Below are 17,245 nucleotides of genomic sequence, written 5' to 3' on the forward strand. Positions count from 1 at the left end.
CAAAAATAGAAAATACAGGGATAACGCTATCGAGTTTGCCCGCATAAAATTTGTCCGAATACTATTTAAAAATCAAACTTATACGATACACCCGCCAATGCTTGGAATCCCTGCACCCTAAAATTGGCCCAACGCTGGTAATTGTTGTTCGCAATGTTCGAGGCTTTCACAAAAATGGACAATTGCTCGTTGAACCGATACCCCACATAGGCATTGGCATCAAAAAAGCCGTCCAAAGTGACCGGTGTGTACACTACAGGCGGATTTGCTATGTTTATCGGACTGATTGTTGACAATAAATCATCTCTTTCCCCCACATAGAACAAGTTGGCACCCATATACCATTGATCGCTTATTTGATAGTCCATAAATAATGATCCTTTAATGGACGGCAAGTTCCAAGCGGGGTTATCCGTTTCGGTATCGTAGTCGTAAAATTCAGCGTTAGCGCCCAAAGAAAAATTACGGTTCACATCTACATTAATTTCTCCGAAAACGCCCAAAGTCTTTACATCATCATAAAAAACTTGAAAGGAATTGCCATAATAATAGCTTTTTTCATCCATTCTGGATGTGTTTATGGTATTATGAAAGAAAAGTGGTTTTCTATTCTCCGCCATGTATGAACCTTTGATGTTGTACCCTACATTGGAGGTCAATTGCCCTTTTAGCCCCAAATATCCTTCATACTGCTGGTCAGTGGGGACAATGTCCAAAGTTGGTGACACATAAGGGTTTTCATCTACAAAATCGTGATAGGAGTTTTGTTTCAAATCGCCCTCTATTCCACTGTAGGCAATCACATTTTCGTCCATAACGCGGTATGAAGCAGTCACAGCGGGATAAATATAAAAGTTGTTCTCACTATTTTCGATATCCAATCCGTAAACAATGTTAGCTCCCAAGTTCACGGTTAGGTCATCGCGCAAAATCAAAAGACTTGGAGTTACCCCAGCCTGAAGGTTACTGTAATTCTTTTCGCCAGGGTTATCCAATTCGGAAATGGTTCCATTTTTAAAACTACCGCCTACATAATCCACTTTGACAGAAATCGTAATCAATTCCTCCGTAATGGGAAGTTCAAATGTTGGGTTGATCACTGCTCGGTTCTCTGCGGACTCGGTAGCGTCCCAAAATCGTCTCAACAATATATTTCCGCTCTTAAAATAGGAATCTTCCATGTTGAAGTGTGCCTTGGCCTCCGCATTGAAATAATTTTGCTGCTCGTCCATGGCATTGATCTCATCCTCACTGAACAAATCACTCTGAATACCATACCAATTGTAAAGCTGGTGTTGTAGCCCAATGGCCGCACCCCAATCCATATAACGGTCCTTTTTGGTATAGGAAGCATTCAATTTGGTGTCGTAAAAATCAGTTTCCAAGGGTGTAGAGTCCAAATCGCCACGTGATGAGTTGTGGGAAAGACCAAAATCCAACAGGTCTTCTCCCCTGTTAAAATCCCTACTGGTATAAAAATCCACCAAAGCGTTGTTGTAATTGCCCAACCCGACCGAAGCATACGAATTGTACAAGGTGGGCGGTGGTGTTCTTTCAACTCCTGAAGCCTTGCCTTTTGCAGGTGTAAAGGTCGATGCCACTGGAACGGAAAATATGCTGTAATTGATCTTTTTCTTTTGAAGCACAATGGAATCGTTCAGCGATGGAGACGACTTAATCTTAAAGGCATCCGAAACGGTAGGGGAATACGGCTTTACCACCGTTACCGTTTCCGTACCAATGTTATCTTCTTCTTGGGCGATAACGGTTCCGCAAAGGCTCAAAAAAAGTAATGAAAATATATAGGTTCTCTTTTGCATGCTGTGTCTCGTTTAGTTTTCGTTGGGGTCTACGGATGAATTGCTCTCGGCTTCTTTGGCTTTAATCGTGGCCAGTTCAGTTTCTGCATCCGAAACGATTTCATCAAATTCGGAAAAGTTGGTAATTACGCTTTCCAGAATATAGGAGGCCTGAAAGGCATCTCCCAAGTTGTAAAAATTCTTGGCCATGATCACCAATCCCTTTCCTGCCCACTCTTTGTAAGCCGCATAATCCTTGGCCAATTTTTGAACGGACTCGTTAGATGCTTCAAAAGCCTGTTCCTGATTTTTAAAATAGGCATCGTAGTACCAAGCTTCGGCAGCGAGTTCTCCCGAAGCAATCTTCTTCACATCTTGGTAAGCCGTTTTTGCCAAACTTTCATTATCGGTGGCAATGGCAGAACGCGCTATCATAATCTGCGCATCACTCTTGATACGGTCATCAATTTTAGGGGCGTTCAATACTTTTTCGGCATAGGCAATGGTCTGCGAATACTCTTTTTGACCATAAAAACCTTTCATCAAATTGGATTGGGCAAAAGTCTTGTTCTCAGAAATATCCGCTGTGTTCTCCAATCTTTTCAAATAAGGAATGGCGCTATTGTAATCTTGCTTTTCCACATAAATTTCGCAAACACGGGTCAGGGCCTGCTCGGTATACTCCCCATTGCCACCATCGGCAACGGCTTTGTATTTTGGTAAGGCCTTATCTTTTTCGCCATTGGCAAAGTAGAGTTGAGCCAGTGCAAAGTTCGCGTTCTGTGCATGCAATCCATTTGGGAATTCTTTCAAATAATCTTCGTATCCTCGAATGGCGGCAGTTGTTTTTCCTTCAATTTGCTTCCTTTCTGCGGATTCAAAGCTTGCGTTGTCCAGTTCCCTATCGGTCACCTCAACAAAGTCGAGATTTCTGGCCCAAGCGGCATATTCGCTTACCCGACCTTCGTCCACATAAACCAATTTGGCTGTAGCAACGGCTTGTTTGGCTTCTTGGGTATTGGGATATTTTTGAACCACCTCTTTTAGCTTGTCCAACGCCTGATCGTTACGACTGGAGTTGTAATAAACCAATCCAGAACGCAGCAGTCCACGTGGTGCGAACCTACTTCCCGAGTATTCATCCACTATTCTATCGTAGGTTTGAAGTCCTAAACTTTCTTGGTTATTGTTGATATAGGAATTCCCCAATTCAAACAAGGCATCATCGCGCAATGATGAGCTTGGATACATGGTCAAAAATTCATTCAGACCATCAATTTTTGCTGCATTATTGCCCAAAAACCCATCACAAAGTGTTTTTTGGAACGCGGCATAATCCCGCTCGGGACCGTTCATTTTTGATGAAGTATCGTAAGCCTTCTTCGCCAATTGGTATTTGCTGGTCACAAAATAGCTGTCCCCCAAGCGCAGATATCCATCGTTCTTTCTTTGGTCGTCAATAGCATTGGAGTTGACCACATTTTTAAAATAGGATATGGCATTATTGTAATCTTTTAGTTTGAAGTATGAGTAACCCAGATTATAATCCAGTTGCTCATATTCTGGAAGCGATTTTGCCACTGGTGAGTTCTGAAATCTCACAAAATCCACCAAGGCTTCCTCAAAACGGTTCAATCTGTAGGCAGATTCGGCTTTCCAATACAGCGCACGAGCTTCAAAACTAGAGTTTTCTGCACTTTTTAAGGATTTATCCAATCTTTCCCAAGCTTCTTCGTAATCGCCATCAATAAAAAGTTCAATCCCACGGTAATAGGCTACTTTTTGGTAGGTTTCTTTGCTGGCATAGTTCTGGTTCTCCTCCAAAAGCTGCATGGCACCTTCAAAATTTCGGGAGGTAATGTAGGAGTCCACCAAAAGTTCCTGAATTTCCATTTGATGCTCATCCTTTGGATATTTTTCCAGATAGGTGGTCAACACCTGTGGAACGGGCTCGTAAGCATTACCGATTTCGTAGCTCAAACGAGCATAGTTCAACCAAGCATCTTTTTGGATTTCTGGGCTGAACTCCATTTGAGAAGCATTTCGGAACGCATTCAAGGCTTCTGATTTTTTATCCAATTTTAAATAGCACTCGGCCAAGTGATAGTATGCATTTTGGGAGACTGCATTGCTTCCGCCCACAATTTTATTGAATTGCTGGACGGCTTTTTGATAATCGCCCAGCTTGTAATGGCTGTATCCCAACAAATAGTAATCGGTGTTGTTCCATTTGCCACGTTTGCCCTTGTATTCTTCCAAATAGGGAATGGCCTCCGCATATTGCTCCAAATTGAAGTAGCTCTCGCCAATAATCTTGTTGAGTTCCGAAACTTCTTGACGATTGGATTTTGGTAATTGCTTTTTGGCCATGGCGATGGCTTCTTCAAACTTTCCCAATTTAAAATTAAGGTCGGCTTGATAATAAGACAACTTCTCATCGAGCAATTCGGGGTCCTGAATTTGGTCGAATCGAGCGCTTGCGGAACTGTAATCGTCCTGCTCATAGGCAATATACCCCAAATAATACTTGGCCTGTGAGCCATATTTTTGGGAGGTGGTGACCTTGTTCAAATAGCGTTCAGCCTCCTTTGGCCGTTTAGATGCGTACAAAGCATATCCGTTGTTAAAATTAAAACGGTCACGCTCTGAATATGGCATGGAGTTTTCGTCAACCTTTTTGTACCATTTTAGGGCATAGGGGTATTTTCCGGTCTCAAAATAGTAATCAGCCACGTCAAGAAATGCAGAGTTTCGCTTTGTGGATGTAGGGTAACGTTCCACAAAATCTTCCATCATTTTATCCGCTCCCCGCTGGTTCAGTCGAATCGCAGCATTAGCGGCATAATATGCGCTATTGGCTTCGGTTTCACCATCTTTGGTATTGGCCTTTACGGACTCAAAAATGTTTTGCGCGGCTTGGTACTGCTCATTATTATAGAGCGCCAAAGCATCTTGATAGGCTTTGTTTTCGTGGGTATAGATCTTGGTTTCCTGTGCAGAAAGCACAAAAAAGCTTCCCATTAAAATGGGAAAAAGAAAGAGGTTTTTTCGATTCATAGTGTTCTACGCTGTTCTCGATTGACTTTACTCATAACGTCAAAATTAAAGCCAAAGTATATTTAAAATGTCATTTGCCGAAATTTACGGATATCTGCTTGTACAACATCCATTTATTGTTACTTTTACCACCAAGTTGCCAGACAACCTCACTGGCCGATCGTTTCAAAACACATATTTAAATACAATCCGCCTTTTGTTCAAGGAGATGGAACCTGTTTTTGAAACAACAAATTCAAACCTCAACATTTAGAATTAAAGCATTAACCCCTTCAGCTTTGAAAAAAGGGCAATCCTAAGATTGTTCCAAGTGTTCAATGTAAATTTTTTATTATGACCTACTTAATTATTATTGTGCTGGTCTTTTTGTTGCTCTTCATATTTATATACAACAATCTGGTCAGCAAAAAGAACAAGACCGAAGAGGCCTACAGCAGCATTGATGTAATGCTCAAGAAAAGAACGGACCTGATTCCGCAGCTCGTGAATACCGTAAAAGGCTACATGAAACACGAAAAGCAGCTTTTGACGGACATTACGAAGTTAAGGCAGCAAATAGTCGATCAAAAGGTAGACGATCGCGAGAGAATACAACTCGAAGACCGGTTGGGCGATAAATTGGGAAAACTCCAAATATCCGTTGAGGCCTATCCAGATCTTAAGGCCAGTGAAAACTTCCTTTTGTTACAGAGCAGTTTAAATGAAGTGGAGGAACAACTTTCCGCGGCAAGACGGTCTTACAATGCAGCGATATATGCTTTCAACACCGCTTTGGAGATGTTTCCATCCAACATTGTTGCCAAATTTATGGGATACACCCAAAAAACCATGTTCACCATAGAGCCTTCGGATGCCGAAGTTCCTAAGGTTTCAATCTAAAACTAGCGTGTTATGGTAGACTTTAGTAGCATTAAAAAACAATTGCTCCCCTTACTGGAAAAAGCTGAACCGCTCAGAAAAAAATATCGCAGATACAAGACGGTAAGTTCCCTATTTATGCTTTTATTTTTAAGTAGCATCATAGTACTTCCGCTTTTATCGTACTTGTTCAGTTACAATTTTATCGAATGGTTCGGGGGTATGCACCAAAATGAAATATGGCTCACATCCCTGCAAATGCCAATGCTTTTGTTCATTGGTGTTTTCTACGCAGGTTATGCCATGGCCAGCTCCCAAAAAAGAAAATACCTGGCTATTGAGAAAGAAATTCTGGGGGCTCTTTTGGAAAAAATTGTTCCCACTTTCCATTTTGATGCAAACAAACAGATCAATGCCCGGGAAATCGCAAACAGCGAATTGCTGGCAAAGCACAACCCTTTTGTAAAGGACAAGTCAAGGGAACAGATCTACAATATGAACCAAGGAGTGCTTTCCGGAAAAGTGGGCAGTACTTTTGTTTCCATGGGAAACATCAAGATTATTGGGCTACAAGTCAGCCCATACCTTATGTACATTCCCTTCTTTGCGCACATATACATGACCTACACCTACCTAAAACCTTGGTTTAAAAAAGAGAAAAGTATCGACGAAATGGGCGGCAACTTTACGGGAATGTTCGCCATTATGGATTTCAACAAAAAGTTCAATGGCACCACCATTGTACTGCCCGACCAGTTCGAAAAAAGGGTGGGGTATCTGGCCAAGACCCTACAATCCATGAACCTGAACCGGGATCAATTGGTAAACATGGAAGATACCGAGTTTGAGAATGAATTTGTGGTGTACAGTACCGACCAAACAGAAGCACGTTACATCCTATCGCCCTCATTGATGCAGCGCATCACAGCTTTCAAGAAAAAAGTGGGGAATCCAGTGCTTATGTCGTTCAAAAACGACAAGCTTTACATGGCGGTACAATTACCCGATGGTTTCTTGAGCTTGCGACAAAACCAAAATTTGGTCACCTCCAACGTGCTTGAGCTTTTTTATGAAGATATTACAACGGCCATCGGCATCGTGGAAGACCTTAACCTGAATACCAAAATCTGGAAAAATTAGTGGGATACACCCAAAAAGCCATGTTCACTCTTGATGCTTCGGATGCCGAATCTCCAAAGGTATCAATCTAAAAATAACCTATCACAGTGGACTTTAACAGAATAAAAAAACAACTGCTCCCTTTGCTGGAAAAGGCCGAACCACTTAGGAAAAAGTATTATTGGTATAAAATAATAAGTTCCATCTCTTTGCCTCTTATATTCGTAGGAACAATAACCTATCCACTTTTTGGGAATCTGTTAAACGATAAATTGGCCGAATGGACTGCTAGCATGCCCAAAAGCTCTCTATGGATCATGTCCATTAAAATATTAATATTTTTCATCTGTCTTGCTTGTTACGCCGTTTTTGCAAAATCCTACTTCCAAAGAAAAAAATACCTGACCGCGGAGAAACAAATCCTGTCGAGCCTTTTGAAAAAAATTGCCCCCACGTTTCGATATAATCCAAAAAAACAGATTGGTGATCGGGAAATAGTAAACAGTGAATTGCTGGCAAAGCACAACCCTTTTGCAAAAAACCAAACACGTAAACAAACCTTAAATATGAGCCAAGGAGTGCTTTCTGGCAAAGTAGGCAGTACTTCTATTTCCATGGGGAACGTGAAAATTGCCGGGACACAAATGAATCCTTACCTTATGTACATTCCCCTCTTTTTACAGTTTTATATGGTGTATACCAATTTAAGACCCTGGTTCAAAAAAGAGAATAGTGTCGAAGAAATGGGAAGCAGTTTTGTGGGAATGTTCGCCATTATGGATTTCAACAAAAAGTTCAATGGCACTACCATTGTACTGCCCGACCAGTTCGAAAAAAGAGTGGGGTATCTGGCCAAGACCCTACAATCCATGAACCTGAACCGGGATCAATTGGTGAACATGGAGGATACCGAGTTTGAGAATGAATTTGTGGTGTACAGTACCGACCAAACGGAAGCACGTTACATCCTATCGCCCTCCTTAATGCAGCGCATCATAGCTTTCAAGAAAAAAGTGGGGAGTTCAGTGCTCATGTCGTTCAAAAACGACAAGCTTTACATGGCGGTACAATTGCCCCATGGTTTCTTGAGCTTACGGCAGAACCAAAATCTGGTCACCTCCAACGTACTTGAGCTTTTTTATGAAGATATTACAATGGCCATAGGTATTGTGGAAGACCTTAACCTGAATACTAAGATTTGGACGAAGTGATGCCTTTTATTTTTCCAAAAAATAAGCTTTAACCATAAATTTTGATGTTGATCGCTTAATTTCAAATACTTTTGTGTAGCTTTTGAATTGAAATTATGCCCGAGACCATTGTTAAATTACAGGACGTAGCCGTATTCCAAAACGAGAACTTGGTTCTCAACAATATTGACCTTGAGGTTAAAAAAGGGGAATTTGTTTATGTGATAGGGAAAACCGGTAGCGGTAAAAGTAGTTTTATGAAAACGCTTTATGCGGATCTCCCGTTGAAACAAGGTTCTGGGGAAGTTGTAGATTTTGACCTAAAAACACTCAAAGAAAAAGACATTCCCTTTTTACGCAGAAAACTGGGTATTGTTTTTCAGGATTTCAAGTTACTACCAGACCGAAACGTTAACAACAATCTCCGCTTTGTACTGAAGGCGACCGGATGGACGGATGCTTCCAAAATGGACGAAAAAATTGAGGAAGTACTGAACAAGGTAGGCATGAAAACCAAAGGTTTCAAATTCCCGCACGAACTTTCTGGCGGGGAACAACAACGTATTGCCATTGCCCGTGCCCTTTTGAACGACCCAGAACTTATTTTGGCCGATGAGCCCACCGGGAATTTAGATCCACAGACCAGTGTAGAGGTAATGAAAGTATTACAGGATATCAACCAAAACGGGCGCACCATCATCATGGCCACGCACGATTATGCCCTGATCCTAAAATACCCACACAAAACCCTGAAATGTGATGGCAGTAAAGTTTTTGAAGTCATTCAAAAAGCGATATAATCATCAAAAAACACATGTAGCTCATTGATTTTCAATTCAATTACCTGATCACCAAAAGTTTTTGTTACTTTGTTCAAACTAATATTGCTTCCTATATATGGAAATTCTTGGTATAGATATAGGCGGATCGGGCATAAAAGGTGCCTTGGTAAACGCCGAAACCGGTGAAATGTTGACCGAACGTTTTCGAATTCCAACCCCAAAATCAAAAAAACCAAAAGACATGGCCAAAGTGGTGGCCAAAATTGTGGACCACTTTAATTATAAAGGCCCTGTGGGCTGTGGTTTTCCATCCATCGTAAAAAACGGGATATGTAAATCTCCTGGAAACTTGGACCCAAGTTGGGTCGGCGTAAATATTGATGAACTTTTTACCGAATACACCGGTAATGAATTTACTGTTTTGAATGATGCAGATGCTGCCGGATATGCCTCTATGAACTATGGGGTCGGCAAAGGAAAAGATGGGTTGGTGGTTATGATCACCATCGGAACCGGACTGGGTAGTGGCGCTTTTTACAACGGCATACTTATCCCCAATTTTGAATTGGGCCAAATTCCTTACAAGAAATTTAAGAAGATTGAAAAATGGGCGGCTGCGTCTGCCAAAGAAAAAGAAGATCTCAGTTTTAAAAAATGGGGCAAACGCTTCAATAAGTTTTTAAAATTGGTGGAACTTATTGTTTGTCCAGATCTTATAATCGTTGGGGGCGGAACCTCCAAAAAATGGGAGGAATTCAGTCATCACATCAAAATTGAGACCAATGTGGTAAAGGCCGAACTTATGAACCACGCCGGAATTATTGGAGCTGCCGTATCTTGTTTACGTGAGCAGCACCACGGGCATTTGCATTAATTTTTAGGATTCGGGGCTTACGATGTCAAGATTTTCACAGTTATTCGATGCAGAGCTAATGGTTTGACACGAATTGCACGAATTTCTCCAATAATCTATTTTGTCAGGAAGATTCAATTGTTATTCTTAGATTTCTCACGTTCGTTCGAAATGACGTCGCATTTGTCATTTCGAAATGAGGAACGCAGTGACGATTGAGAAATCTATTTGTGTTTGGGATTTCTCATATTCATTCGAAATGACACAAACCACAAAAAGACAACCAAGAACTATCAAAAAAAAAGAAAAGCGAATGAAGTATGCTACTCCATCCGCTTTATTCAAATGTCAAATTGAATTATATCTAAACTACTTTGTTTCTTTTTCTGTCCACCTCTTTTAGGTATATTTTTCTAATCCTCAAGTGGTTTGGCGTTACCTCAACGTATTCATCCTTTTGGATGTATTCCAAAGCTTCTTCCAAGGAAAATTTGATAGCTGGCACAATCTTGGCCTTATCATCGGCCCCGGAAGAACGGACATTGGATAGTTTTTTGGTCTTTGTAACGTTCACTGTCATATCATCTTGACGAGAGTTCTCACCGATTACCTGACCCTCATAAATATCCTCTCCTGGATCTACAAAGAATTTACCTCTATCCTGAAGTTTATCAATGGAATATGGAATGGCTGTTCCGTTTTCCATAGACACCAAAGAACCATTCAATCGTTGTGGGATATCCCCTTTTAAGGGTTGGTACTCCAAAAACCGGTGCGCCATAATGGCCTCTCCCGCTGTTGCCGTCAGCAATTGGTTTCTAAGACCGATGATTCCTCTGGATGGAATAATGAATTCACAGACCATTCGGGAACCTCTGGCTTCCATACTGGTCATTTCTCCTTTTCTGATGGATACCATCTCAACAGCTTTTCCCGATACTTCTTCCGGCAAATCAATGGTCAAGTTTTCCACAGGCTCACATTTTACACCATCAATCTCCTTGATAATTACTTGTGGCTGTCCAATCTGAAGCTCGTAACCTTCCCTACGCATGGTCTCGATCAATACGGAAAGGTGCAATACCCCACGTCCGAACACCAAGAATTTATCGGCACTATCGGTTTCTTGAACGCGAAGTGCCAAGTTTTTCTCCAATTCTTTTTCCAAACGCTCCTTGATGTGACGGGAAGTAACAAACTTTCCATCCTTACCAAAAAACGGACTATCGTTAATGGTGAAAAGCATACTCATGGTAGGCTCATCAATGGCGATAGTCTTCAATTTCTCGGGATTTTCAATATCGGCAACGGTATCACCGATTTCAAATCCTTCCATACCAACAATCGCACAAATATCTCCTGCAGCTACTTCCTCAACTTTTAAGCGACCAAGACCTTCGAACGTATAAAGTTCTTTGATTCTGGTCTTCACAATGGAACCGTCTCTTTTTACCAAAGAAACCTGTTGTCCTTCGCGAAGGCTTCCTCTTTGCAATCTACCGATAGCTATTCGCCCCGTGAACGAAGAAAAGTCCAACGAGGTGATCAACATTTGGGTTGTACCTTCTTGTGGTTTAAATTCAGGAACATGCTCGATGACCATATCCAACAATGGCTCAATGCTTTCGGTAGGCTCTTTCCAATCCTCGCCCATCCAGTTGTTCTTGGCGGAACCATAAACAGTTGGGAAGTCCAATTGCCATTCTTCTGCACCCAATTCAAACATCAAATCGAACACTTTTTCGTGCACTTCCTCCGGGGTACAGTTTTCTTTATCTACTTTGTTGATTACCACGCAGGGCTTCAGACCAAGGTCAATCGCTTTTTGAAGCACAAAACGGGTCTGTGGCATTGGGCCTTCGAAGGCATCTACCAGCAACAAAACCCCATCGGCCATGTTCAAAACACGCTCGACCTCTCCACCAAAATCGGCGTGACCAGGGGTATCTATAATATTGATTTTAGTGTCTTTGTAAACAACGGAAACGTTCTTGGAAACGATGGTAATGCCGCGTTCCCGTTCCAGGTCGTTGTTGTCCAATATCAGGTCGCCTTTGTTCTCGTTATCTCGGAACAACTGGCAATGGTACATAATTTTATCGACCAAGGTAGTCTTACCGTGGTCTACGTGCGCAATGATAGCAATGTTTTTGATTTTGGACATAACCTAAATTTTAAGCCCGCAAAGATACTGCTATTTTTTGTTGTGCAACACACCTTAATGTTATTTTTATCTTATTGATTTAGTGGGAGTTCCGAAATTCTATCCCCTGCTCACAACCCAGCCGAGCTTTAAGGCAAGAAAAATACCGAAGTTGCTTTCAAATTCATCAAAGAAATAACCGGGGCCAACCTCGAATCGAAATTGCAGTCCTTTCTGACCTGTACGCTGTAAGCCATAAACAGCACCTATAGCTCCAAAGTAATCGGAAACATGGTCCAAATCCCCGATTATTGCCTTACCTCCTTGTATGGCGATGGTGGGAGCAATATAGTTTCCCGTATTACCGGCAATGTTTTTTCCTTTTGCCAGTCGTCTAGCAAAATTATAGTAATGCCGGTATTGTAGCCTCCCGATGGGGTATATTCCAAATCCACTTTCCAAAAAGTCTGATTCCCGGTACGCAAAACCCATGGTGGCCTCTGCCACAATAGTCGAATTTTGAGAAAGTCCTTGTTCGTAAATAATGCCTGGCAGCAGTACATTTAGGGTAAGTTGATGATTCTCAACATTCTTTCCAGATTGAGCGATTGCAGTGACTCCGATAGATAACAATAAAATTAAAGAAGAAATAGTTTTCATAAATGGTTAGTTTAAATTGTTTCTGGTTGAATCAAATACCATACCGAAACAACTCTACAAACCAACACACCAGCGTTTTTCGCTGATAATCCAACCAATACTCAGGTTCACCACGGGTTGAATGGTTCCTTTAAAGGGGCCTACGTAATAACCTGCACCCGCATCTATAGAGAAACTAAACCCCGAATCATAACTACGCTGAACCCCATAAACCAGTCCGCCGTAGCCGTGAATACCATCCACTATTTGCCCCTCCATCAAACGGTCTCCTGGAGAAAAGATGGCCGCAGTTGGTGCAATATAATTTCCCGAATTTCCATAAATGGATCTTCTGCGCCTTTCTCTACTATTTAAGTTGTGGTAATATCTGTTCTGAATGGTTATGGCGGGGAAAAAATCGAAATCTTCCAACGGTTGTGAGCTGGCAGGTTCCAAAGCCGCTTGGTACGCCACCCGAATATCCAAAGTACTGTTTACGCCCAGGGCCATTTCGTACTCGACACCAGGATTGATGGCATTGAGCTTAAACTGACGGATTTCGCAGTTTGTACCGTATTGGGCATGCATAAAAAATCCAGATGACAGGAATGCCAAAAGTAGTAAGCGACGCATTGTAGGTTAATTTGGTAATAGTATAACCCCAACTTCATCAAAATAGTATGTTTATATGGCTTAATTTAATCAAAGTATGAATCTTTTTTCTTTCTTTTGGTAGCTACCCAGCCAAAAGTAAAGTTGATTAGGGGCCCATAGCCATCGGGCACACCATCTCCTTTGTAAAATCCTGCGCCAAGTTCCAGATTAAAATTAAAGCCTTTTTTATAGGTTCGCTGAATACCGTAAACCATTCCGTAAAAACCGAGATTAAAATCGTCCGGGCCTTCTACATCCGTGGAAATTCGTAGTTGCGAAAAGAAAATGGCCTGAGCCGCGGCAATATAGTTTCCCGAATTGCCAGCGGTGTTTTTGTTGAGCCGCTCCCTCCTATCAAAATTATGGTAATACCTATAGCGGTTGTTGGATGCCAGCCCAAAAACATAACCCTCTTCGTACGTGGCGGTTGCCAAACCCAAGTTGGTGGAAATACTCTGGTTTTTAAAAAGACCTAATTCATAGGTAAATCCCGGGCTCAACAAATTCAATTTAAATTGATGGCGTTCCAAGTGTGCCAAATCAAAAGTATTGCCCCTTTCCTGCCATTGGGCATGGGAAAAAGAAGAAATAAAACATAGGATAATAAAAACGAATTTAAACTTCATGGTTGATGGTTTATGTAGATAAATCTAAAAAGGATACCATCGTTTAATATTATATTTGTGCAAACTTTAAGAAATGGACATCACCAAAATTCCACAGATAAAACACACGGACAGCGATAATTTTTTCTTGCTGGCAGGCCCCTGCGCCATTGAGGGAGAAGATATGGCCATGCAAATTGCTGAAAAAGTGGTCGGTATTACGGACAAACTGAACATTCCGTATGTTTTTAAAGGGAGTTTTAAAAAGGCGAACCGAAGCCGGATTGATTCTTTTACTGGAATTGGCGATGAAAAGGCTCTTAAGATCTTGAGAAAGGTTTCTGAAACCTTCGAAGTTCCTACGATTACAGACATCCATGAAATTTCTGATGCCACAATGGCCGCAGAATATGTGGATGTACTCCAAATCCCTGCCTTTTTGGTGAGACAAACGGATTTAGTGGTAGCTGCTGCCGAAACAGGCAAAGTGGTCAACTTGAAAAAGGGTCAGTTTATGAGCCCTGAAAGCATGCAACACGCCGTAAAAAAAGTAACGGATTCCGGCAATGAACAGGTTTGGATCACCGATCGCGGAACCATGTTCGGATACCAAGACATGATCGTGGATTTTCGTGGTGTGCCCACCATGAAACAATACGCCCCGGTGGTACTGGACGTTACACATTCCTTACAACAACCCAACCAATCTTCGGGAGTTACAGGCGGTAGACCTGCGTTGATCGGAACTATGGCACGAGCAGGAATTGCCGCTGGTGTTGACGGTATTTTTATGGAGACGCATTTTGACCCTTCAAATGCCAAAAGTGATGGCGCCAATATGTTGGATTTAAGTTTGTTGGAGAAACTTCTCACGGATTTGACCGCCATCCGAAAGACCATCAATTCACTATAACCACGCTTTAAATTGTTAAAATTTTGATTTCATAACTTTGAAAATCAACAATTTAAATCACTTACAAAAACTTTATTTATAATTAGTCTAAATATTTTTTGCTTGATTTAGCAGTGGAACATACATTTGCAGCTCAAACTTATTTAGACCAATTACAAATAAAATGAAACATATATTACTCATTCTTAGTTTCGCTGCTTTTTTCACTTCTCAAGCACAAACTGGAAACTTAAAAGGAAAAGTAACCGATCAAAGAAACAACCCACTTGGCAATGTCAATATTGCAGTGTCCAACACCAGCTTAGGTACAAATACGGACTATTCCGGGGAATACGAAATTTCAAACCTTGCCCCTGGCTCCTACACCTTAACGTTTTCGATGGTAGGTTTTGGCACACAGAACAAAACCGTAACTGTTTACGCTAATCAAACTACCAACATACAGACCATTAATTTGGTGGAAAGGCAAGAACAGCTCAATGAGGTTATAGTCGAGGGGAATCAAACCAACAAATTCTCTCGCAAAGCAAGTGTCTATGTGTCAAAAATGCCCCTCAAAGACATCGAAAACCCTCAGGTTTACAATTCCATCTCAACGGAACTGTTGCAAGACCAGGTCGTTACGAATTTTGATGACGCCCTTAAAAATGCACCTGGAATAGATAAGCTTTGGGAATCTACGGGAAGAGGAAGCGACGGCGCTGGTTATTTTTCATTGCGTGGTTTTGCGGTGCAGCCCACAATGATCAACGGCTTGCCCGGTTTAACCAACGGCAGCCCAGATCCAGCAAATATTGAATCCATCGAAGTAATTAAAGGTCCATCCGGTACTTTGTACGGAAGCAGCCTGATTTCTTACGGTGGTTTGATCAACATCAACACCAAAAAACCATATTACGGTTTTGGAGGAAATATCTCTTACACTTCAGGTAGCTACGGATTGAACCGAGTGAGTGCAGATGTAAACACCACTTTGGGCGACCAAAACAATATTGCACTACGCGTTAATACTGCTTACCATACCCAAAACAGCTATCAGGATGCCGGATTTAGAAAGTCTTTCTTTTTTGCACCATCATTGGCATTTCAAGCAAGTGACAGACTTTCGTTCAACATAAACACTGAATTTTATAATGGTAGGAGCACCAATCAAACCATGTTGTTCCTAGATCGTGGCGCACCACTTCGTGTAACCAACTTGGATGAATTGGGTTATGACTTTAAACGTTCCTATACCAGTAACGATTTGTATATCGATACACCTACCTACAGTTTACAAGGCCAGATGAACTATATTTTGAGTGATTCTTGGACCTCCCAAACCGTAATCTCTAGATCCAATGCAAAGTCAGACGGATACTACTCTTACTTGTACGAGGTAACCACAACGGCAGAAGGTCTTTCAGAAAACCCTATTTCCGATGGTATTATTTTGGCACGCTACACAAGCAACCAAAATTCCGAGACGTTGGGAACCGACATCCAACAAAACTTTATCGGAGATTTTACTATCGGAACCATGCGCAACCGTTTGGTCGTAGGATTGGATTACCTTAAAACCAGAACCATCAACAACAGTACGGGCTATGGGAACCAAGGTTTTGTCTACGTAGGAAGAAATGTAGATGAATTCCAAGCGGTGGTTCCAGCTCTTCACAATGCTTTTGGCACTCCCATGGGAACAGGTTTGTACGATTCCGGTGTGTTGACACAGGCAGGTGCCGACGCAGGGATAGCAACTTTGGCCAATCCGGGAGCACAATTTAGCGAGGCTGAACAGGAAATTTTCAGTGCCTATGCCTCCAACGTGATCAATCTATTGCCAGAATTGTCCGCAATGGCCAGTTTGCGTGTGGACCGTTTTTCCAATGACGGGTACAATCAGACCGCCTTTTCACCAAAGTTCGGATTGGTTTATCAGCCTATTTTAAACAAAGTATCCTTTTTTGCGAATTATATGAACGGGTTCAGCAACGTGGCCCCTGTTACTGAATTATCAAATGGAAATACATCCGTGAGAGCTTTGAACCCAGAGCACGCCAACCAGTTTGAGATGGGTACCAAGTTGAACTTGTTCAACGATAGGCTTTCCGCAACTTTCAGCTACTACGATATTAGCGTGAGTGATATGGCACAACGAATCGATACCGATGCCGACAACTATTTCTATACTCAAGATGGAGAACAGACCAGTAAAGGTTTTGAGGCCAGCATAACTGCCTCTCCCATTGATGGATTGAACATTGTGGCGGGATACAGCTACAACGACAGCAAATTAGTAGAGGGAGACGCCAGCTTTACCGGTTTTAGATCAGAAAGCGCAGGCCCCATGAACTTGGCCAATATTTGGGCCAGCTACCGATTTACACAAGGCACATTGGAAAACTTTGGCCTTGGATTTGGAGGTAACTACGCCAGCGAGAACAAAATCTTCAATAGATCCAATGGTACGTTCGCCATTGATGAGTACACCATTCTAAATGCATCAACCTTTTACGATGCAAGGGATTTCAGAATCACTTTGAAGTTGGACAACATAGCCAACAAGGACTATTATAAAGGTTGGTCCACCATCAGTCCGCAAAACTTGAGAAGTGTTTCTGCCAACTTCACTTATAAATTTTAAAAAAACA

13 protein-coding genes are annotated in these 17,245 nt (G+C 41.7%); 7 read left to right on the forward strand and 6 right to left on the reverse strand.

Going from position 1 to position 17,245, the window contains the following annotated elements; translation table 11 throughout:
• Window positions 1-65: 65 nt before the first annotated feature.
• Window positions 66-1,820 carry a TonB-dependent receptor gene (locus AC13CS_RS02945; RefSeq protein WP_482888387.1) on the reverse strand — a complete coding sequence of 585 codons (1,755 nt, stop codon included), beginning with the start codon at window positions 1,818-1,820 and terminating at the stop codon, window positions 66-68.
• A 12-nt stretch (window positions 1,821-1,832) separates the two neighbouring features.
• Window positions 1,833-4,856: a tetratricopeptide repeat protein gene (locus tag AC13CS_RS02950; RefSeq protein ID WP_482888388.1), complete on the reverse strand. Its 3,024-nt coding sequence runs from the start codon at window positions 4,854-4,856 to the stop codon at window positions 1,833-1,835.
• A gap of 333 nt (window positions 4,857-5,189) precedes the next feature.
• Between AC13CS_RS02950 and AC13CS_RS02955 the strand changes: the two genes are divergently transcribed.
• From AC13CS_RS02955 to ppgK, 5 genes are all read left to right on the forward strand, one after another.
• Window positions 5,190-5,735, forward strand: coding sequence for a LemA family protein (locus AC13CS_RS02955; protein WP_293169011.1), 546 nt, complete (start codon window positions 5,190-5,192; stop codon window positions 5,733-5,735).
• 12 nt (window positions 5,736-5,747) lie between these two features.
• Window positions 5,748-6,854, forward strand: a complete 1,107-nt coding sequence (locus AC13CS_RS02960; RefSeq protein ID WP_482888389.1) for a DUF3137 domain-containing protein — start codon at window positions 5,748-5,750, stop codon at window positions 6,852-6,854.
• A gap of 545 nt (window positions 6,855-7,399) precedes the next feature.
• Entirely contained in the window at window positions 7,400-8,044 is a 645-nt protein-coding gene (locus AC13CS_RS02965; RefSeq protein WP_482888390.1) for a DUF3137 domain-containing protein, read from the forward strand.
• A 95-nt stretch (window positions 8,045-8,139) separates the two neighbouring features.
• Complete coding sequence (locus AC13CS_RS02970; RefSeq protein WP_293169017.1) at window positions 8,140-8,823, forward strand: ATP-binding cassette domain-containing protein; 684 nt, start codon at window positions 8,140-8,142, stop codon at window positions 8,821-8,823.
• Window positions 8,824-8,920: 97 nt separating this feature from the next.
• Window positions 8,921-9,679, forward strand: a complete 759-nt coding sequence (ppgK, locus tag AC13CS_RS02975) for a polyphosphate--glucose phosphotransferase (RefSeq protein WP_293169018.1) — start codon at window positions 8,921-8,923, stop codon at window positions 9,677-9,679.
• A gap of 343 nt (window positions 9,680-10,022) precedes the next feature.
• On the opposite strand, the gene typA is transcribed toward ppgK, so the two are convergent.
• The 4 genes from typA to AC13CS_RS02995 form a co-directional block, all read right to left on the reverse strand.
• Complete coding sequence (gene typA, locus AC13CS_RS02980; RefSeq protein WP_293169019.1) at window positions 10,023-11,822, reverse strand: translational GTPase TypA; 1,800 nt, start codon at window positions 11,820-11,822, stop codon at window positions 10,023-10,025.
• A gap of 99 nt (window positions 11,823-11,921) precedes the next feature.
• Window positions 11,922-12,461, reverse strand: coding sequence for a hypothetical protein (locus AC13CS_RS02985; protein ID WP_293169020.1), 540 nt, complete (start codon window positions 12,459-12,461; stop codon window positions 11,922-11,924).
• Window positions 12,462-12,515: 54 nt separating this feature from the next.
• Window positions 12,516-13,073, reverse strand: coding sequence for a hypothetical protein (locus tag AC13CS_RS02990; protein ID WP_482888391.1), 558 nt, complete (start codon window positions 13,071-13,073; stop codon window positions 12,516-12,518).
• A gap of 65 nt (window positions 13,074-13,138) precedes the next feature.
• Entirely contained in the window at window positions 13,139-13,720 is a 582-nt protein-coding gene (locus AC13CS_RS02995) for a hypothetical protein (protein ID WP_482888392.1), read from the reverse strand.
• A 73-nt stretch (window positions 13,721-13,793) separates the two neighbouring features.
• Here AC13CS_RS02995 and kdsA point away from each other — a divergent pair, with 73 nt between their 5' ends.
• Both kdsA and AC13CS_RS03005 read left to right on the forward strand, forming a co-directional pair.
• Complete coding sequence (kdsA, locus tag AC13CS_RS03000; protein ID WP_482888393.1) at window positions 13,794-14,612, forward strand: 3-deoxy-8-phosphooctulonate synthase; 819 nt, start codon at window positions 13,794-13,796, stop codon at window positions 14,610-14,612.
• A 163-nt stretch (window positions 14,613-14,775) separates the two neighbouring features.
• Complete coding sequence (locus AC13CS_RS03005) at window positions 14,776-17,238, forward strand: TonB-dependent receptor domain-containing protein (protein ID WP_482888394.1); 2,463 nt, start codon at window positions 14,776-14,778, stop codon at window positions 17,236-17,238.
• Window positions 17,239-17,245 lie beyond the last annotated feature (7 nt).

This window comes from Flagellimonas sp. B-3, assembly GCF_056857835.1.